Source organism: Nocardia sp. NPDC050408 (genome assembly GCF_044458905.1).
Classification (GTDB): Bacteria; Actinomycetota; Actinomycetes; order Mycobacteriales; family Mycobacteriaceae; genus Nocardia.
On sequence record NZ_JBITIL010000014.1, the window covers coordinates 167,631 to 185,339 of the forward strand.

Here is a 17,709-nt window from a genome sequence, read left to right on the forward strand (position 1 = left end):
ATCGCGCGAATCCGCTTTGGTGACACCAGGCTTCGTCGATGCGTACGGGTGCTGTGTCGATGGATTGTCGAAACGCTCTCTCACGACCATGACTCCTGCCCCGGTCCGCCTTCCAGGTGTTCGTTGAGCACGGGACCGATGACGGCGAGTGATTCCGGTGTCGTCATGGCCGAGTGTTTGCAGGGCAGGTCGTGGTTGTGAATGGTGCCGGTGACGAAGGGGGCCCACGCCGCGGCGCAGCGGGTCGGGTCGGTGCGGTTGATCTCGTCATCGGCCGCGGTGAAGAAGAGCACGTCACCGTCGAAGGTCTTGGGGCGGAAGCTGTGGGCCAGGACAGTGCCACTGGTATAGCCCGCGTACAGGTGCTCCAGGTGTTCGACGGTCAGGGCGGCGAACGGCCCGGGACGCGAGCGCAGCAGTTCGGCGGCGTCGCGCAGGGTCATGCGCGGGTCGAGTTCGACGTCATCGGCGTCATTGCCGAATTCGCCGATGATCTCGGCCACCGCGGGGATCGCATGCTCGAGCCATTCATCGGTGAGCTGGTAGCTGTCCATCATCGACAGCAGCGCGACCTGCTCGCCCGCCTCCTGCAGTTGGACCGCCACCTCGTGCGCGATCAGGCCGCCCAGCGACCAGCCGAGCAGATGGTAGGGCCCTTCGGGCTGGATCGACTTGATATGTGCCACATAATTTTCCGCGGCCTCGCCGATGGAATCGAACCCGTCCTCGCCCGCGACATGCGGTGCCTGCAATCCGTACACCGGACGGTCCGCAGGCAGATGCGCGAGCAGGCCCGAGTAGCACCAGGACAGTCCGATCGCGGGATGGATGCAGAACAACGGGGCCCGGCTCGCAGCGGTGGTGCGGGCCCGGATCGGCAGTACCGGCTCCAGCGTCGCGGCGATGGCGGCACCGGGGTGACCGGCTCCGTCCAGCCGGGCCGCGATGGCGGCCGGCGTGGATTCGCCGAACATCAGCTGCACCGGGATATCGATCCCGTTGGTGCGCAGCTCTGCCACGACCTTGGTGGCCAGCAGTGAGTTGCCGCCGAGTTCGAAGAATCCATCGTCGACACCCACTGTTTCGACACCTAGCACCGTCGCGAAGGCGGCGCACAGCTGCGCCTCGGTCAGGGTGGCGGGTGCCCGATAGCCTTCGCTCGCGCCGAAGACCGGTTCCGGCAACGCCTTTCGGTCGAGCTTGCCGACCGGGCTGAGCGGAACCTCGTCGATCAGCATGATCGATTGCGGCACCATGTAATTCGGCACCCGTTCGGCGAGATGTTCGGTGAGCTCGGCCGTGCTCGGCGTTGTTCCATCGCACGGCTTCACATACGACACCAATGCCGTCGCGCCGGCGTGGGTCCGATAGCCGATGGTCGTGGCGAACTCGACCGCGTCGTGGCGGGCGAGCGCAGCGTCGATCTCGCCGAGCTCGATGCGGAAGCCGCGGATCTTCACCTGATGGTCGGTGCGGCCGAGATATTCGATTTCCCGGGCCGAGTCGGAGCTGTGCCCGAACCAGCGAACGAGATCGCCGGTGCGATACATCCTTTCACCCGGCTTGCCGTAGGGATTCGCGATGAACCGCTGCGCGGTCAGCCCCGGACGGTTCAGATAGCCCCGTGCCAGCGCACTACCTGCCAAATGCAGTTCACCGGTCACCCCGACCGGAGCGGGGCGCAGCCGCCCATCGAGGATGGTCGCGTTGACGCCGCGGATCGGCCCGCCGATCGTGATCGGCTCACCCGGGGTCATGGGCTGGGAAATCACCGTGACAATGGTGGTCTCGGTCGGCCCGTACACGTTGTAGAGATTGCGTCCGGGCGCCCAGCGTGTGACCAGCTCCGGCGGCAGCGCCTCGCCGCCCACCAGCACATGCGCCAGTTCGGTGACGCCGGTCGGATCGACCGTGCCCAGTGCCGACGTGGTGATGAACGCGTGCGTGATCCCCTCGTCGACAAACACCCTGCCCAGTTCGGCACCGCCGACCACACCCGGCGGCGTAATCACCAGCGTCGCCGCACCACCCAGCGCGAGCAGCAGGTCGAGCATGGCGGCATCGAAGCTCGGCGTCGCGAAATGCAGGACTCGGCAACCGGGGTGCACCTCGAAGCGCTCCGCGGTCTCCGCGGCGAAGTTCGACAAGCCGCCATGGGTAACCACCACACCCTTGGGTGTACCGGTCGAGCCGGAGGTGTAGATGACGTAGGCCGGATTGTCCACCCGCAGCACGCTGGTCCGCTCTCCCGTCCTGATCGACGCATCGGAGGTATCCAGCACGCGCCGACGGAATTCGGCATCGTCGAGCACGATCCACTCGGCATCGCCGGGCATCTGATCGCGGTGCGCGGCGAGCGTGATCCCCAGTGCTGCATCGGAATCAGTGAGCATGTGGGAGATTCGCTGCGCCGGATACATCGGATCGACCGGCACGAATGCCGCCCCCGCCTTGGCCACCGCGAGCATTGTCGCCACCGATTCGACCGAACGCGGAATCCCCAGCGCCACCAGCGTTTCCGGCCCGACCCCGCGCTCGATGAGCACCCGCGCCAGCCGGTTGGTCCACCGATCGAGCGCGTCGTAGCTCACCTGGGTGTCACCCGAACGCAGCGCGACGGCCTGGCGATCGATATTCGCCGCGGTCTCGAACACCTCTGGGAAGGTGACCGGCCGGTCCGCCTCCGCCCCGCGCACCGGGGCCAGCCCGGACCATTCGGCGGGATCGAGCAGTTCCAGGTCGCCCACGGCGGTGGTCGGATTCGCGGCGACGCCGGCGAGCAGCCGGACCAGTCGCTTACCGAGCCGCTGCGCGGTCTCCTCGTCGAACAGATCGCTCGCGTAGTTGACCGACAGCATGATGCCGGCGGCTTCCCTTGTGCCGGTTTCGGATTCGGTCAGCGTGAACTGCAGATCGAACTTCGCGATACCGGTGTCGACATCCTCGGACTCGATGCGCAGCCCGGGCAGTTCGAGCACCCGCACCGGGTGGTTCTGCACCGAGAGCATCACCTGGAACAACGGATGATGGGCCTGCGAACGGGCCGGATTCAGCACCTCGACGAGCCGCTCGAAGGGCAGGTCCGCATGTGCGAACGCGTCAAGATCGGTATCGCGCACGGCGTGCAGTAGGTCGGTGAACCTGGCGTCCGGATCGATCCGGGTGCGCAGCACCAACGTGTTGACGAACATGCCGACCATCCGATCCAGCTCGGGGTGGCCACCGCGACCGGCGATCGGCGTGCCGACGGTAATGTCTTCGGTCGCGGTCATCCGGTGCAGCAGTACCGCGAGCGCGGCGTGCAGCAGCATGAACATGCTGACGTTATTGCTGGTGGCAATCGTGCGCAGTTCCCGATGGGTCAACGCGTCGATCGGGCACTCGACGATGCCGCCGCGATAGCTCGGCGCGGGCGGGCGCGGCCGGTCCGCGGGCAGGCTCAGCAGCTCCGGAATTCCGTCCAGGGTCTTACGCCAGTAATCGAGCTGGCGATGGACCACCGAGTCGGGATCGTCCTCGGTGCCGAGCGTGTCCTGCTGCCAGAGCGCGTAATCCGCGTACTGGATCTCCGATTCCGGCCAGTCCGGCGTCTTCCCCGCGGATGCGGCCGCATAGGCAGCGGCAACATCGGCGGCCAGGGGCGCCAGCGACCAGCCGTCCATCGCGATGTGGTGGACGACGAGCGCGAGTACGTGCTCGGTCGGTGCCCCGGATTTCGGGTCGGTGGATCCGTCCTGGTCGACCGTGATCAGCTCGGCCCGCAGCGGCACAGTCGAGGCGAGATCGAATCCTCGAGTCGCGAAACTCTGTACCGCGCCGGGTATTTCGGACAGTGGCATGGTCGCGACGAACAGCGTGACGGCCGCATCGGCCGGATCGAGAATCTGCTGCGTGGGAACCCCGTCGACCTCCGGGAACACCGTCCGCAGCGTCTCGTGCCGCTGCTGCACGGCGTGCAGTGCCCGCGTCAGCGCGTCGAAATCCAGCTCGCCGCGCAAGCGCAGCACCACCGGGATGTTGTAGGCCCCGCCGACATGACCCGCGCCGTCCCCGACCTGATTGAACCGGTTCAGGAACCACAATCGAGACTGCGCCGCCGACAACGGAATCCGAGCCGGCCGATCGCGGCGCACCAACTCCGGCCGGGCGTCCGCACCGGAGCCGGAATCGAGCAGGCTCGCGAGTTCGGCGACCGTCGGCTTGGTGAAGACGGTGCGCACCTCGAGCCGGATATTGGTCGCCGCGGCCAGCCGTGCCACGAGTTGGGTTGCCACCAGCGAATTTCCGCCGATATCGAAGAAGCTGTCCTCGGCGCTCACGCTCTCGACACCGACCAACTCGCCCATCACCTCGGCGACCAGCCGCTCGGCGTCGGTCGCGGGTACCCGCTGGGCAGTGCGCACCGTCAGCTGCGGTTCGGGCAGTGCGGCAACATCCAACTTGCCGGTCGGGGTCAGCGGAATCCCGTCCAGCACCGTGATACTCGCCGGAACCATGTGTGCGGGAAGATGTTCGGTGACATGGGCGCGTACCGCGTCGATATTCGGTGTGGTGTCGTCGGCGGGCTGGATGAACGAGACGATCCGATCCGATCCCGCGATATGGCGCACCTCGGTGTGCGCGAACCGCACGTGCTCATGTGCGGCGAGCGCATTGGTGATCTCGCCGAGTTCGATGCGGAAGCCGCGCACCTTGACCTGATGGTCACTGCGTCCGAGGTAGACGATCTCGCCTGCGGCATTCCAGCGCACCACATCACCACTGCGATACATCCGCGACCCCGGCGGTCCGAAGGGGTCGGCGACGAATCGCGTCGCGGTGAGTTCGAACCGGTCGAGATACCCACGTGTGACACCGAATCCGCCCAGGTACAAATCGCCGGGCACACCGACGGGGACCGGACGCAGCCGCTCGTCGAGCACCAGCGCCCGCGCACCACGCACCGGCGTGCCGATGGTGATCGGTTCACCGATCGCCATCGGACTGGAGATCGTGACGACGATGGTGGTTTCGGTCGGCCCGTATACGTTGTGCATCTGACGTCCCGGCGCCCACCGGGCCACCAACTCGGGGCCGAAGGCCTCGCCACCCACCATCAGCCCACGCAGGTCCGGCAATGACCACCGTTCCCGATCAATGGTGGCAAGCGCGGCCGGGGTGATGAACGTGTGGGTGACCCGTTCGCGCTCCATCAGCGCGGCCAGTTCATCACCCCCGTAGACATCCGTGGGGACGATCACCATCGTCGCACCGGACCCGATGGCGAGTAGCAGCTCGAGAAGGGCCGCGTCGAAGCTCGGTGAGGAGAAGTGCAGCGTGCGCGAATCCTTGTCGATCCGAATACGCTCGCGGACCTCGTCGCCGAGGTTCGACAGGCCGTTGTGCGCGACACCCACACCCTTGGGTTTGCCGGTCGAGCCCGAGGTGTAGATCACATATGCCAGGTCGTCGATCTCGACGGGACGATGGCGTTCGTAGTCGTCGACCAGGCAGTCGTCGAATTCGTCGAGTTCCTCGACGAATTCGGGAGCATCCAGCAGCAGCCAGTCGGTGCCCGCGGTCGCGGGAAGCCGATCTGCGTGCTCGGTCAGCGTGACTCCCACTTCGCACCCGGAGTCGACCAGCATGTGCCGCATGCGGTCGGCCGGATAGTTCGGATCCACTGGCACGAATGCGGCGCCGGACTTGGCGACCGCGAGCATCGTGATGACCGAGTCGATCGAGCGCGTCAGGCCGAGTGCCACCCGGTCACCCGGACCGAGCCCGCGCTCGATCAGCGCCCGCGCCAACCGATTCGAGCGCGCGTCGACCTCGGTGTACGTCAGCGAGGTGCCGCCCGCGCGGATCGCCATGCGCTGCGGATACATATGCGCGGTGGCGGTGAAGTAAGCGGCCAGCGTGCACTGCGGCGTGGTCGCGCCGCCGGTGGCCGGAGTGAGCTGTCGTCGCTCGAATTCGGTGCGCACGTCGATATCGCGGACCAGCACCTGCGGCACGGCGGTAATGGCCGCCAAAACCCCCAGAAACCGATCAGCCAATGTTTTGACCGTTGCCGCATCGAAAAGCTCTGCGGCATAAACAAATTCGAAGGCACGCAGCGACGCGTTCGGTCCGGTGTCGCGGGCACCGGTACCGACCCGCAGCTCCAGATCGAATTTGGCCAGCGCAATATCCAATTCATCGGCATGCAAGGCGAGGTCGGGCAGTTCGAGCGACGGAACCGGACCGTCCTGCACCGTCAGCGCCACTTGGAACAGCGGCTGGCGACTGCTGCCGCGCGCATCGCGCCCCAACTCCTTGACGATGCGCTCGAAGGGGATATCCGCATGCGCCATGGCGGCCAGCTCATTATCCCGATCCGCGCGCAGCAGCGTCGCGAACGGAATATCCGGATCGACGTCCGAGCGCAGCACCAGCGTATTGACGAACATGCCGACCAGCTCGTCGAGCTTGGTATCGGTGCGACCCGCGACCGGCGTGCCGATCACGATATCCCGGCCGCCGGTAATGAACCGCAGCGTGACCGCGAGAGCCGAGCGCAGCACCATGAACATGCTCACGCCTTGTTCGCGGGCGAGTTCGGCGAGCGCCTGCCGCGTCGGCTCGGGCACGGTGAAGCGCACCGAACCCGCCTGCTGCGTCGGCTCGGCCGGCCGCAGGCGATCGTAGGGCAGCGGCAGTTCGTCGGGCAGATCCGCCAGTGCGGTACGCCAGTACGCGAGTTGCTCGCCCGCGAGGCTTTCCGGATCGGCCTCATCACCGAGGTAGGCGCGCTGCCACAGCCCGAAATCGGCGTACTGCACCGGAAGTGGCGTCCAACCGGGTGCGACACCCTCCCGCCTTGCCATATAGGCAGCGGCGAGATCCCGGGTCAACGGGCCGAGCGACCAGCCGTCGGCGGCGATGTGATGTACTACGATGCCGAGCAGATGCCGCCGAGACTCGGTGCGCAGCAGGGTGATCCGCAGCGGGATGTCCTTGGTGAGATCGAATCCGGTACGGGCCATGGCCCGCAGTGCCTGCTCGGCGGCGCTCTCGTCGGTCGCCACCGGTTCGACCACCGGCATGGCCTTGCCCGTCGGCAGCACCGACTGCTGGGCGCCGAGATTGTCCTCCGGGAAGACGGTGCGCAGTACCTCGTGCCGCTCGACCAGATCGGTCAGCGCCGCGCGCAGTGCATCCGCATCCAGATCGCCGTCGATCCGAATGACGAATGCGATGTTGTAAGCACTCGATTCGGGTGAAAATCGATTGAGGAACCACAGTCGCTGCTGGGGCAGCGACAATGGAATGCGTCCCGGACGCGGGGTATGCACAGCCAGCGCCACCCGTTGCGTCCGGGGCGCTTCCGCTATCAGTTCCGCGATGCCCGCGACCGTCGGCGCCTCGAAGATCAGCCGCACCGGCAGGTCGACGCCGAAGTCCGCGTACAGTGCGGAGGCGAGGCGGGTGGCCAGCAACGAGGTGCCGCCGACGTCGAAGAAGCTGTCCTCCGCGCCCGTTATCGGACGGCCGAGGACTTCACCGAACGCGGCGGCGACGCGCTGCTCGATCAGCGTACTCGGCGCACGCGAGGAGCCCACGGTCGCGAAAACCGGTGCGGGCAGGGCCTTTCGATCCAGCTTCCCGGCCTGGGTGACGGGCATCTCGTCGAGTACCGCAATCGAGGCGGGAACCATATAACCGGGCAGCCGCTGACGTGCGGTCTCGGTGATATCGGCGGCATTGATCGGTTCGTCCGCGGTTATATAGGAGACCAGGCGGGGCTGGCCGTGTTCGTCGGTGTGCACGACGGTGAGCGCGGCGTTCACAGCCGGATGGGCGCGCAGCACATGGTCGATTTCGCGCAGTTCGATACGGAAGCCGCGGATCTTGATCTGGTCGTCGGCGCGTCCGAGGAAGCGCAGCTGTCCGGTCGGATCAGAAACCACGAGATCGCCGGTGCGGTACATCCTTTCACCGCGCCTGCCGTGCGGGTTGGCCGGGAAGCGCTGTGCGGTAAGGCCGTATCGCCCCAGATAGCCGCGGGCCAACCCCGGGCCGGACAGGTAGAGCTCGCCCGGGGTGCCCGGTGGCACCGGATGCAGTCGAGCATCCAGCACGAAAAGCCGCATACCGCGCACCGGCATGCCGAGCGGCACCGGGCGTCCCGCCTGCATCGGAGCGCTGGCGGTGGCGGCGACGGTCGCCTCGGAAGGTCCGTACATATTGTGGATGCGGTGCTCGGCCGACCACCGTTCGACCAGGTCCTCGGAGCACGCCTCACCACCGACGATGACGGCCTCGAGCTCGTCGAGCCCCTCCTCCGGCACGGTGGCCAACGCGGCCGGCGTGATGAAGGCATGGGTGACCCGCTCGGTGCGCAGCAGATCGGCGAGTTCGGTACCGCCGTACACGCCCGCGGGTGCGACGACAATGGTGGCGCCGGCCGCGAACCCGAGCAGAATCTCCAGCACCGACGCGTCGAAGCTGGGCGAGGAGAAGTGCAGCGTGCGTGCCGAATCCGTAACACCGAACAGATACATCTGCTCCTGTGCCAGCGATGCGATACCGCCGTGGGTGACGATCACGGCCTTGGGCTTTCCGGTGGAACCCGAGGTGTAGATCAGGTAGGCCGGATGGCCGGTGCGCAGCGGATAGTGGCGGTCGGCATCGGTGACGGGATCGGTTGAGTGGCGGGCGGATTCGGTGGCCAGCTCGTCGGAGCCGAGCACCAGCCAGTCGACATCGTGCTTGCGATGCTTACTGCGGGCGGCGGGCCAGGCGGGCATGGTGGCCAGGGATGCCGGAACGGTCAGCCCGAGCATGGCACCGGAATCGGCGATCATATGCCCGATCCGCTCGGCCGGGTAGCTCGGATCGATCGGCACATATGCCGCACCGGTTTTCGCAACCGCCCAGATGGCCGCGATGGAATCGAGGCTGCGCGGCAAGGCGATCGCCACCACGACCTCGGGGCCGGCACCATGTTCGATCAGGGTGCGCGCCAGCCGGTTCGACATCTCGTCGAGTTCGCGATAGCTGGTGTCGACGCCCCCATATCGCACCGCGGTCGCATCCGGCAGCCGCTCGGCGATGTCGGTGAACAGCTGTGCCAGGGTTATCGGGGGCTCGCCGGGGGCACCGGCAATCGGTACCAGCTTCGCGTTCTCCCGCAGGTCCAGAATCTCCAGATCACCAACCGGGCAATTGGGCTCGACGACGACGGCACTGAGCACGGCGATGAAGCGCCGGGCGAACGATTCGACCGTACGCTTGTCGAAAACATCTGTGGCATAGCCGAATTCGGCGTGCAGCGGACCGTCGGCGAGGCTGTCGTGCAGTTCCAGCTGCAGATCGAATTTGGCGATATCGGCCGCGATCGGCAGCACCTGCGCCTGCACACCGGGCAGCTCGATGCTCAGATCCGGCGCACGGTCATAGGACAGCATCACCTGGAACAGCGGATGCCTGGCGGCGGAGCGCTCCGGGTTGACGAGTTCGACCAGCCGCTCGAACGGCACATCCGCATTGGCGAAGGCATTGAGATCGGTTTCGCGGACCACATCGAGCATCTGGTCGAATCCAGTGGCCGGATCGACCTCGGTGCGCAACACGAGTGTGTTGACGAACATGCCGACGAGATCGTCGAGCGCCGGATCCGAGCGGCCCGCGATCGGGGTGCCGATGGCGATATCGGTGCTCGCGCAGAGCCGCGCGAGCAGGGTGGCCAATGCGGCATGCAGCACCATGAACATGCTGACGCCCCGGCTGGCCGCGAGTTCGGCTGCGGCGCGTCGGATCTCGGGCGGGATGGTGAACTCGACCCGGCCGCCATCGGTCGAGCGACGCAGCGGGCGCGGACGGTCCAGCGGCAGGTCGAGCTGGTCCGGCAGACTGGTGAGGGCCGAGCGCCAGTAGGCGAGCTGGCGGCTGAGCGCACTCGCCGGATCGGTTTCGTCGCCGAGCAGTTCACGCTGCCACAGGGCGAAATCGGCGTACTGCACCGGCAGCGGGTTCCACTGTGGCGCTATGCCCCTCGCACGCATGGCCACCGCGGACATAAGATCCCGGGCCAGTGGTGCGATCGACCAACCGTCACCGCAGATGTGGTGCAGCACGATGAGGAATACGTGCCGATCGGGTCCGGTGGTCCACAGAGCCACCCGGATCGGGGCCTGGCTACGCAGATCGAAGCCGTAGCCGGCGAACTCCTCGGCGAGTACGCGTACATCGGCGCCGGTCGCGTCGATCGGATCCAGGGTGAGCGGGATGTCGCAGGCCCGATGCACGAGCTGATACGGACCCTCGGGCGCATCCGGGAATGTGGTGCGCAGGGATTCGTGCCGTTCGATCACATCGATGAGGCCGGCACGCAGTGCCACGATATCGATGGGTCCGTCGATTTCGACGGCCAGCGGCATGTTGTAGACAGCGGCATGTTCGGCGAAGCGGTTGAGAATCCACAGGCGCTGCTGTGCCAGCGACACCGGAATCCGCTGCGGCCGTTCGACCGGTACCAGCTTCGGGGAGGACGCATCCGGGTTGTGCGTGGCGAAGCGCTCGATCAACGCGGCGATGGTCGAGGCCTCGAACAGGTCGCGGATGGTCAGTCCGGTGCCGAGGGCGGCATTGATCCGTGCGACCGCGCGGGCGGCGATCAGCGAATTGCCGCCTAGATCGAAAAAACCGTCCTCGACACCGATTCCGTCGATGCCGAGTACTTCGGCGAAGATTCCGGCGAGCACCCGCTCCACCTCGGTGCGTGGTTCGGCGGTGAGGTGGCCGGACGGGCGGGCGGCAATCGGTTCGGGCAGCGCCTTGCGGTCGATCTTCCCATTCGCGCTCAACGGTAGTTCGTCGAGCAACATCAGCACCGAGGGCACCATGTAGCCGGGCAGCGTGCGACGCAATGCGTTCAGCAGTGCGGCGCTGTCCAAGGCGTCCGAAAAGGCCGGTACGGCGACGACATAGGCGACGAGTTCATCGCCGGTGCGGCCGCGATGGGCGACGCAGACCGCACGGGCGACCCGTTCGTCGGCCAGCAGTGCCGCCTCGATTTCGCCGAGTTCGATGCGCAGACCGCGGATCTTGACCTGGAAGTCACTGCGGCCCAGGTATTCGAGGAAGCCCCGACTCGAATCCCCCTGGTGGTCACCGAGATTCGGATCGACCCGCCAGCGCGCCAGATCGCCGGTGCGGTACATCCGGGCGCCCGGGGTGAACGGATTGGCCACGAAACGATCAGCGGTCAAACGGGATTGGCCGAGGTAACCGCGCGCCAGTTGGACTCCCGCGAGATACAGCTCGCCGACGACCCCCGGCGGCACCGGCCGCAAGTGGGCGTCCAGGACGTAGGTCTGGGTGTTCCACACCGGCGAGCCGATTGGCACGGTGTCCGGATCGGCAGGGCACGGCCAGTAGGTGACATCGACGGCGGCCTCGGTCGGCCCGTACAGATTGTGTAGTTCGGGTCCCTGCAGGGCGGCGTGGAAATCACGAACGGTGGCCGCCGGCAACGCTTCACCGCTGCAGAACACCCGGCGCAGCGTGGTGCAGCCGCGCACGTCGGTATCGGTGACGAACACCGAAAGCATCGACGGCACGAAATGTGCAACGGTAATTGACTTTTCGGCGATTGTCCGGGCCAGGTAGCCCGGATCGCGATGGCCATCGGGCGTCGCGACGACCAGTCGCGCGCCGATCTGCAAGGGCCAGAAGAACTCCCAGACCGAAACGTCGAAGGTGGCCGGGGTCTTCTGCAGCACCGCGTCAGTGGTATCGAGTGGATATTCGTGCTGCATCCAGCGCAGCCGGTTGACGATCGCGGCGTGGGTCACGCCGACGCCTTTGGGTTTTCCGGTCGAGCCGGAGGTGAAGATCACGTACGCGAGATGATCGGCGCGCAGCGGGGTGAGACGGTCGGTGTCGGTGATCGGGCGGGCGTCGAAATCCGCGAGGTGGACGGTATCGATCGCCACGGCGTCCGCGCCGTCCGGCAGCGCGAGCTCGTCTCGGGTCGCGGTCAATACGCAGACCGGATCGGCCTGTTCGAGGATCTGTTCGATCCGATCCACGGGGTGATCCGAATCCAGCGGCAGGTACGCCGCGCCCGCCTTGATGATCGCGTACATGCCGACGACCAGCTCGATGCTGCGCCGCAAGTACAGTCCGACCACCTTTTCCGGGCCCGCGCCGCGCGTGATGAGCAGTCGGGCCAACCGGTTGGCACGCTCGTCCAGTTCACGGTAAGTCAGTGTCTCGTTACCGAATTCGAGCGCGACCGCATCCGGGCAGATCATCGCGCGATCAGTGAACAGGCCTGACAGGGTTCCCTGCTGCGGCGCGGTCTCGGTGGCGTTCCAGGTGTGCACGACGCGCTCGTGCTCGTCATCGGTGATGGCGACGAGACTCTCGGCGCGTGTATCGGGTTCGGCGGCAAGGAAACGGGTCAGGAAGTCCAGGAACCGGGTGTGGTGCGCGGCGACCTCGGACTCCGCGTAGAGCCGCGGATTGGCCTCGAAGTCGATATGGATGCGACCGCCCTCGCCGTTGTACAGATTGATGGACAGGTCCTCGACCGGGCCGGTGGCCAGCACATGCAGCGAGCCGAGCAGACTGCCGAACTTCAGCTCGTCGTGGAACAGCATGATGTTGACCATCGGGCCGAAGAATCCGCGTGCATCGCGGGAGTAGCCGCAGTCGCGGCGGATGTCGTCATGCCGGTAGCGCTGGTGCCGCAGCGCGCCGGTGATCTGCAATTCGGCGGCACGCACCACATCGCGCACGCTGGTATCGGCATCGAAGCGCACCCGGATCGGCACCACATTCGAGACCACGCCGGCGGAGCGGCGCAGCGCGACCGTGGTCCGCGCCGAGACCGGCAGGCTCAGCACCACGTCGGGATTGCCGGTCACCGACCGCACATAGGCGGCCAGTGCGGCGACGAACATGGTCGAGCTGTGGGTCTCGAGTTCGGCGGTGGCCGCGGTCATCGCGGCTTCGGCGCGCGCGTCGAGGACCGCGCAAGCACGCCGCCGCCCCGCGTCGGGGGCGGCGGTGAGGCCGTTCACGCTGGACAGAGTCATCGGTCCACCAGCGCCCGCTAATTGTTCGAGCCAATAGTCACGGTCGTTGCGGAACCGGCTGGAGTCGCGGTATGTGGATTCGTCCGCATAGATTTTGGCCAGCGGTGTGGCCCGGGATGCCTCGGGTTCGGTGCGGTTCTCCACCGCCGTATAGATCTCCGCGGTACGGGTGAGCGCGTTCATCGCGCCATAGCCGTCGATCACGATGTGATGGCCGCGTGCATACCAGATGTAGTCGGATTCACCGGTCCGCAGCACTATGTTCGTGGTCAGTGGATCGCGCTCGAAATCGATCGGCGAGCTGGCGTGCTCGTTCATCCAGCGCAGCGCGGCAGCGTGCGGATCGGGCTCGTCGCGCAGATCGATCCGGCCCCAGCCCGGGCGACGGTTGTGGTCGATCACCTGATGTGGGACACCATCGATCTCGATCAGCCGCACATGCCCGACCTGCGTTTCGACACCGAACCGTTCGATCGAGTACAGCAAGCGTCCGACGTCCAGGTCTCCGTGGATCTCGACATACTGCGCAATGGTCAGCGGGACATCCGGGCGGATACGTTGGGCGTACCAGAGGGCTGTTTGCGCTGGCGACAGTGCGAATGGTTGTGCCGAGAATTCACCGGAAGAGCATTGGTCGACGCGATCCGTGGCCAATGACTTCATCAATCACTCCTTCTGCCGCTGTTGATGCACAACTCCACGAGCACCGCCACCGCAGGCGCGCACGCGCCAGCCGTAGGACGTGATCCACGCCCATAGATTCGGAGCATCGAATGCAGCGGATGGCCAGCGTTGCGGATTTGTTTCACTTCGAACGACGTCGGCAGCAAGGCACATTCGTTAGATATATTTCCGCAAATTCTCCAGATTTGCGGCCTGAGCAGCATAAACACCGGAAAACAACGACTTACGCCAGCCCTGATTTCTAGTCTGGCTAACTGCACGCTAACGCTCAGGGCAGACCGAAAGACGGTTTCAAAGCCCAGAAACATACCAACTGTTTGGTTAGGAGAAAGCCCTATTCATCGCGCTCGAACGATCTCGCGAGCTCAGCCGACCGGCTCGTCCATGGCGGCCTGGTCGTTCGCGTACTTGTCGCGAGCATTTCGCCGCCGGATAACTCCCACGACAACGGCAGCAGCGGACAGGATAACCGAAAGAAGTTCCGATCGGGCGCCGAATCGAGTCGCGAGTGTTGTGTCGCTGCGCAATGGCAGTTCGGCGACCAGTGCGGCGGGGACGAACTCGGGTGTCTGCTGCTGGACCGTGCCGTCCGCGGTGATGATGGCGCTGACACCGGAAGTGGCCGCGACTACGAGGGCGCGGCCGTGCTCGACGGCGCGGACCCGGGACATGGCCAACTGCTGATAGGTCATCTCGCTGTCGCCGAAGGTGGCGTTATTGGTGGGCACGGTCAGCAATTGCGCGCCCGCGTGCATGGAATCGCGGAAGGCGCGGTCGAAGGCGACCTCGTAGCAGGTCGCGACGCCGATATCGACGCCGCCTCCGTAGCGACTGCTTGCCGGGCGCTCGAAGGGGTCGGCGTGGACGGTGCCGTCGCCGTGCCCGGGCACGAAGTATCCGGCGCGGTCGGCGTACTCGGAGAACAGGCGGAAGAAGCTGCGCATCGGCAGGTATTCGCCGAACGGCTGGATGATCTTCTTGTCGTGCCGCTCCCCCGGACCGGCCGCGCCGTTCCAGACGATGACCGAGTTCGTCGTCGTGCGGTCGCCGTTAACCAGCACGGCGCCGACGAGGATCGGCGCGCCGATCTGCTCGGACGCCTCGGTGATCTCAGCGGCCGCGTCGGCATTGCGCAGCGGGTCGATATCGGATGAGTTCTCCGGCCAGATCACCACGTCCGGCTTGCGTGTCTTTCCCCCCGCGACCGCTCGAGCCAATTCCTCGGTGCGCCGGACGTGGTTGTCCAGTACGGCGCGTCGCTGGGCATTGAAGTCCAGCCCGAGCCGCGGCACGCTACCCTGGATGGCGGCGACGGTGATCGTCCGGTCGCCCTGCTCCGGGCCGGGCAGCGCGGTCCGGAGGATCGCTCCGGTGATCGGGATGACAACGAGCGTGACCGCCGCGGCGATAATTCCAACGCGGGTGGTAGCACGACCCCGCTCGGCAGACGACGGATCGTCGGTCGGCGCGACCGTCACGTGAGTCCACAAGTACACCAGCAGTGCCGCCGCCGCGGTCGCGGTGAGCGCCACCGCGAACCCGATGAGCGGCGCTCCCCCGACCATCGCCAGCGACAGATACCAGCCGTCGGCCTGACCGAACGCCAAGCGCCCCCAGGGGAATCCGCCGAACGGAAAACTCGATCGCAGCCACTCGGTGGCCGTCCACGTCAACGCGACCAACACCGGCCACCCCGGCAGCGAAAACAACAACCGCGCCAGAAGCCCGAATAGCCCGATATATAAGGAGCACACCGTCGACAACGCGAGCCACGGTACCGGCCCAACGTAGATCCCGGTCCACGGCAACAGCGGCACGAAAAACCCGAGCCCCGCCAGGAACCCGTACCCGAATCCCCCACGCAACCGCGCGGCGCCGCGCACGGTCAGTGTCAGCACCACGATCCCGATCGGCGCAAGGAACCAGAACGGTCGCGGCGGAAAGCTCCCGAAGATCAACAGCCCCGACACCACCGCCGCAACCGACCTACTCAGCACCGGAAACCGACCGAGCACGCCCACCATGCGGCGCAGAGCCGCGCCGGGTATTTCAGGCCTCATGGATAGTGACTCCGCGGTGAACGGTGCGCAGGCAGGTGGGCAGGGATGCGTCGGGGCCGAGCGGGGGCAGGCCAGGAACTCGGGAGCGCGGATCGGTGGACCACCGTTGGACGGTATCGGCGGCTGCGGCCACGACGAGATCGGCGGCGTCCCAAATCGCGTAGGAGGCGGGAGCTCCCGGAACCAGGGTGCCCGCCACACCGTCGCGAAGTCCGCCCGCGCGCCAGGCACCGCGGGTGGCGGCGGCGAAGGCGGCACGGGGCGAGAGGCCGTGGCCGGAGGTGCGGTGGTTGACGGCCGCCCGGACCGCCGACCAGGGGTCGAGTGCGGTAACCGGTGCGTCCGAGCCGATGGCGAGCGCGATGCCCGCCGCGGCCATGGCCGCGAAGGGATTCAGCGTTGCGGCCCGTTCGGCGCCGAGCCGGCTGACGTACATGCCGTCCGGGCCGCCCCAGGTCGCATCGAAACCTGGTTGGACACTGGCGATTACGCCCCAGGCGGCCAGTTTCGCGATCTGATCGGCGTCGATCATCTCCGCATGCTCGACGCGGTGCGCGCGGGACGCGACGGCCGGGCCGCCGAGTTCGTCGATCACCTGTCCGAATCCGGCTACGACAGCGTCCATCGCGGCATCGCCGATGACGTGGAATCCGGCTTGGATGCCCGCCTCGGTGCAGGCGCGCACATGTGCGGCGATCGTGTCCGCGTCGAGGTAGCCGAGACCGGTTCCGGCGTGATCGGCGTAAGGCGCGCGCAGCAGAGCGCTGCGCGAGCCGATCGAACCGTCTACGAACAAATCGCCGCCGAGCGCGTGCACCCCGAGTTCGGCGACCAGCGCCCGCGCCTCATCCGCGGTACGGACCGCCTCACCCCAATAGGCCCGGACCTGCACACCGTGCTCGAACTCGAGCAACTCACGAATATCGGTGCGCCCGGCGATCTCCGGTCCCGCACACTCGTGCACGGCGACAACACCGTGCGCGGCCGCCGTGTCCAGCGCCGCCTTGCGCGCCCGATCCCGTTGTGCGCGATCCAATCCCGAGAGAACCGCGGTGCGCACCAGATGATGTGCGTCGGCACGCAGGGGTGCACCCCGGGTGAATCCCGCCGCGGCAGTGACTGCCGCAGTCAACAACACCGATGACACCACCGCCGAATGCGCGTCCACCCGTGACAGATACACCTGCCGGGCCGGCTGCACCACCGCGTCGATCTCCTCGACCGTCGGCGGCCGCCGCTCCGGCCACCCGGTCTCGTCCCAGCCGTCGCCGAGAATCGCGCCGTCAGGATGCGACGCCGCGAACGCGCGCAGCAGTTCCAGACAGTGTTCGAGTGACCGTGCTGTCGACAGATCGAGTCCGGTCAGCTTCAAGCCCAGTGCCGTCACGTGCACGTGCGGATCGACGAACGCCGGTGCCACGAATGCACCGTCGAGGTCGATGATCTCCGCATCCGAATGCAGCGCACGACCCGGTTGCTCGGCGCCCAACCACACCACGGTGCCGTCGGTCACGGCCATTGCCGTCGCGTCGGGTGAACTCGAGCTGTAGAAACGACCGCCGATCAGCAACTGGGTACTCACGAGATACCAGTCTGCCGTATGGGTTTTTCAGTCCGTCGAGTCGGACAGTCTCCGCTCCGTAGCGACTGCTTGCAGGTCGCTCGAAATGGTCGGCGGCGAAACGTCCGCGGGTTGTGCGAGTACCGCCATGACCTCCGAGTATCTCGGCGGCGCGGCACCGGGCGCGGCCCGCATACCGGCCTCCACCGCGATCAGCTCCAGCCGCAATGCCGCAGCCGTGAATCCGGAAATCGACTGTCCCGCAGCCGCCGCGGCCTGCCGCACCGCCGCTGCCAGCTCCTCGCTCACCGTGACGGTGAGCTCTTCGGTCGCCATC

At 66.6% G+C, this 17,709-nt stretch carries 4 protein-coding genes; all 4 read right to left on the minus strand.

Features of this window, described 5'->3' with window-relative positions; all coding sequences use genetic code 11:
* Positions 1-80 precede the first annotated feature (80 nt).
* Positions 81-13,730 carry an amino acid adenylation domain-containing protein gene (locus ACIBJI_RS31190; RefSeq protein ID WP_397086953.1) on the minus strand — a complete coding sequence of 4,550 codons (13,650 nt, stop codon included), beginning with the start codon at positions 13,728-13,730 and terminating at the stop codon, positions 81-83.
* A 386-nt stretch (positions 13,731-14,116) separates the two neighbouring features.
* A complete protein-coding gene (lnt, locus tag ACIBJI_RS31195) occupies positions 14,117-15,775 on the minus strand; it encodes an apolipoprotein N-acyltransferase (RefSeq protein WP_397086983.1) in 1,659 nt (552 codons plus the stop codon).
* A 25-nt stretch (positions 15,776-15,800) separates the two neighbouring features.
* Positions 15,801-17,393: an amidohydrolase gene (locus ACIBJI_RS31200; RefSeq protein WP_397086955.1), complete on the minus strand. Its 1,593-nt coding sequence runs from the start codon at positions 17,391-17,393 to the stop codon at positions 15,801-15,803.
* Between the two features lie 27 nt (positions 17,394-17,420).
* The gene (locus tag ACIBJI_RS31205; RefSeq protein ID WP_364347984.1) at positions 17,421-17,708 is read right to left on the minus strand and encodes a hypothetical protein; all 288 of its coding nucleotides are present in this window, start codon (positions 17,706-17,708) and stop codon (positions 17,421-17,423) included.
* Between the last annotated feature and the right edge of the window lies 1 nt (position 17,709).

What these genes read in the sequence shown, in the direction of transcription:
- ACIBJI_RS31205 (WP_364347984.1), bottom strand. Translation starts at nt 17,708, where the DNA reads ATGGCGACCGAAGAGCTCACCGTCACGGTGAGCGAGGAGCTGGCAGCG.
- lnt (WP_397086983.1), bottom strand. Translation starts at nt 15,775, where the DNA reads ATGGTGGGCGTGCTCGGTCGGTTTCCGGTGCTGAGTAGGTCGGTTGCG.
- ACIBJI_RS31190 (WP_397086953.1), bottom strand. Translation starts at nt 13,730, where the DNA reads ATGAAGTCATTGGCCACGGATCGCGTCGACCAATGCTCTTCCGGTGAA.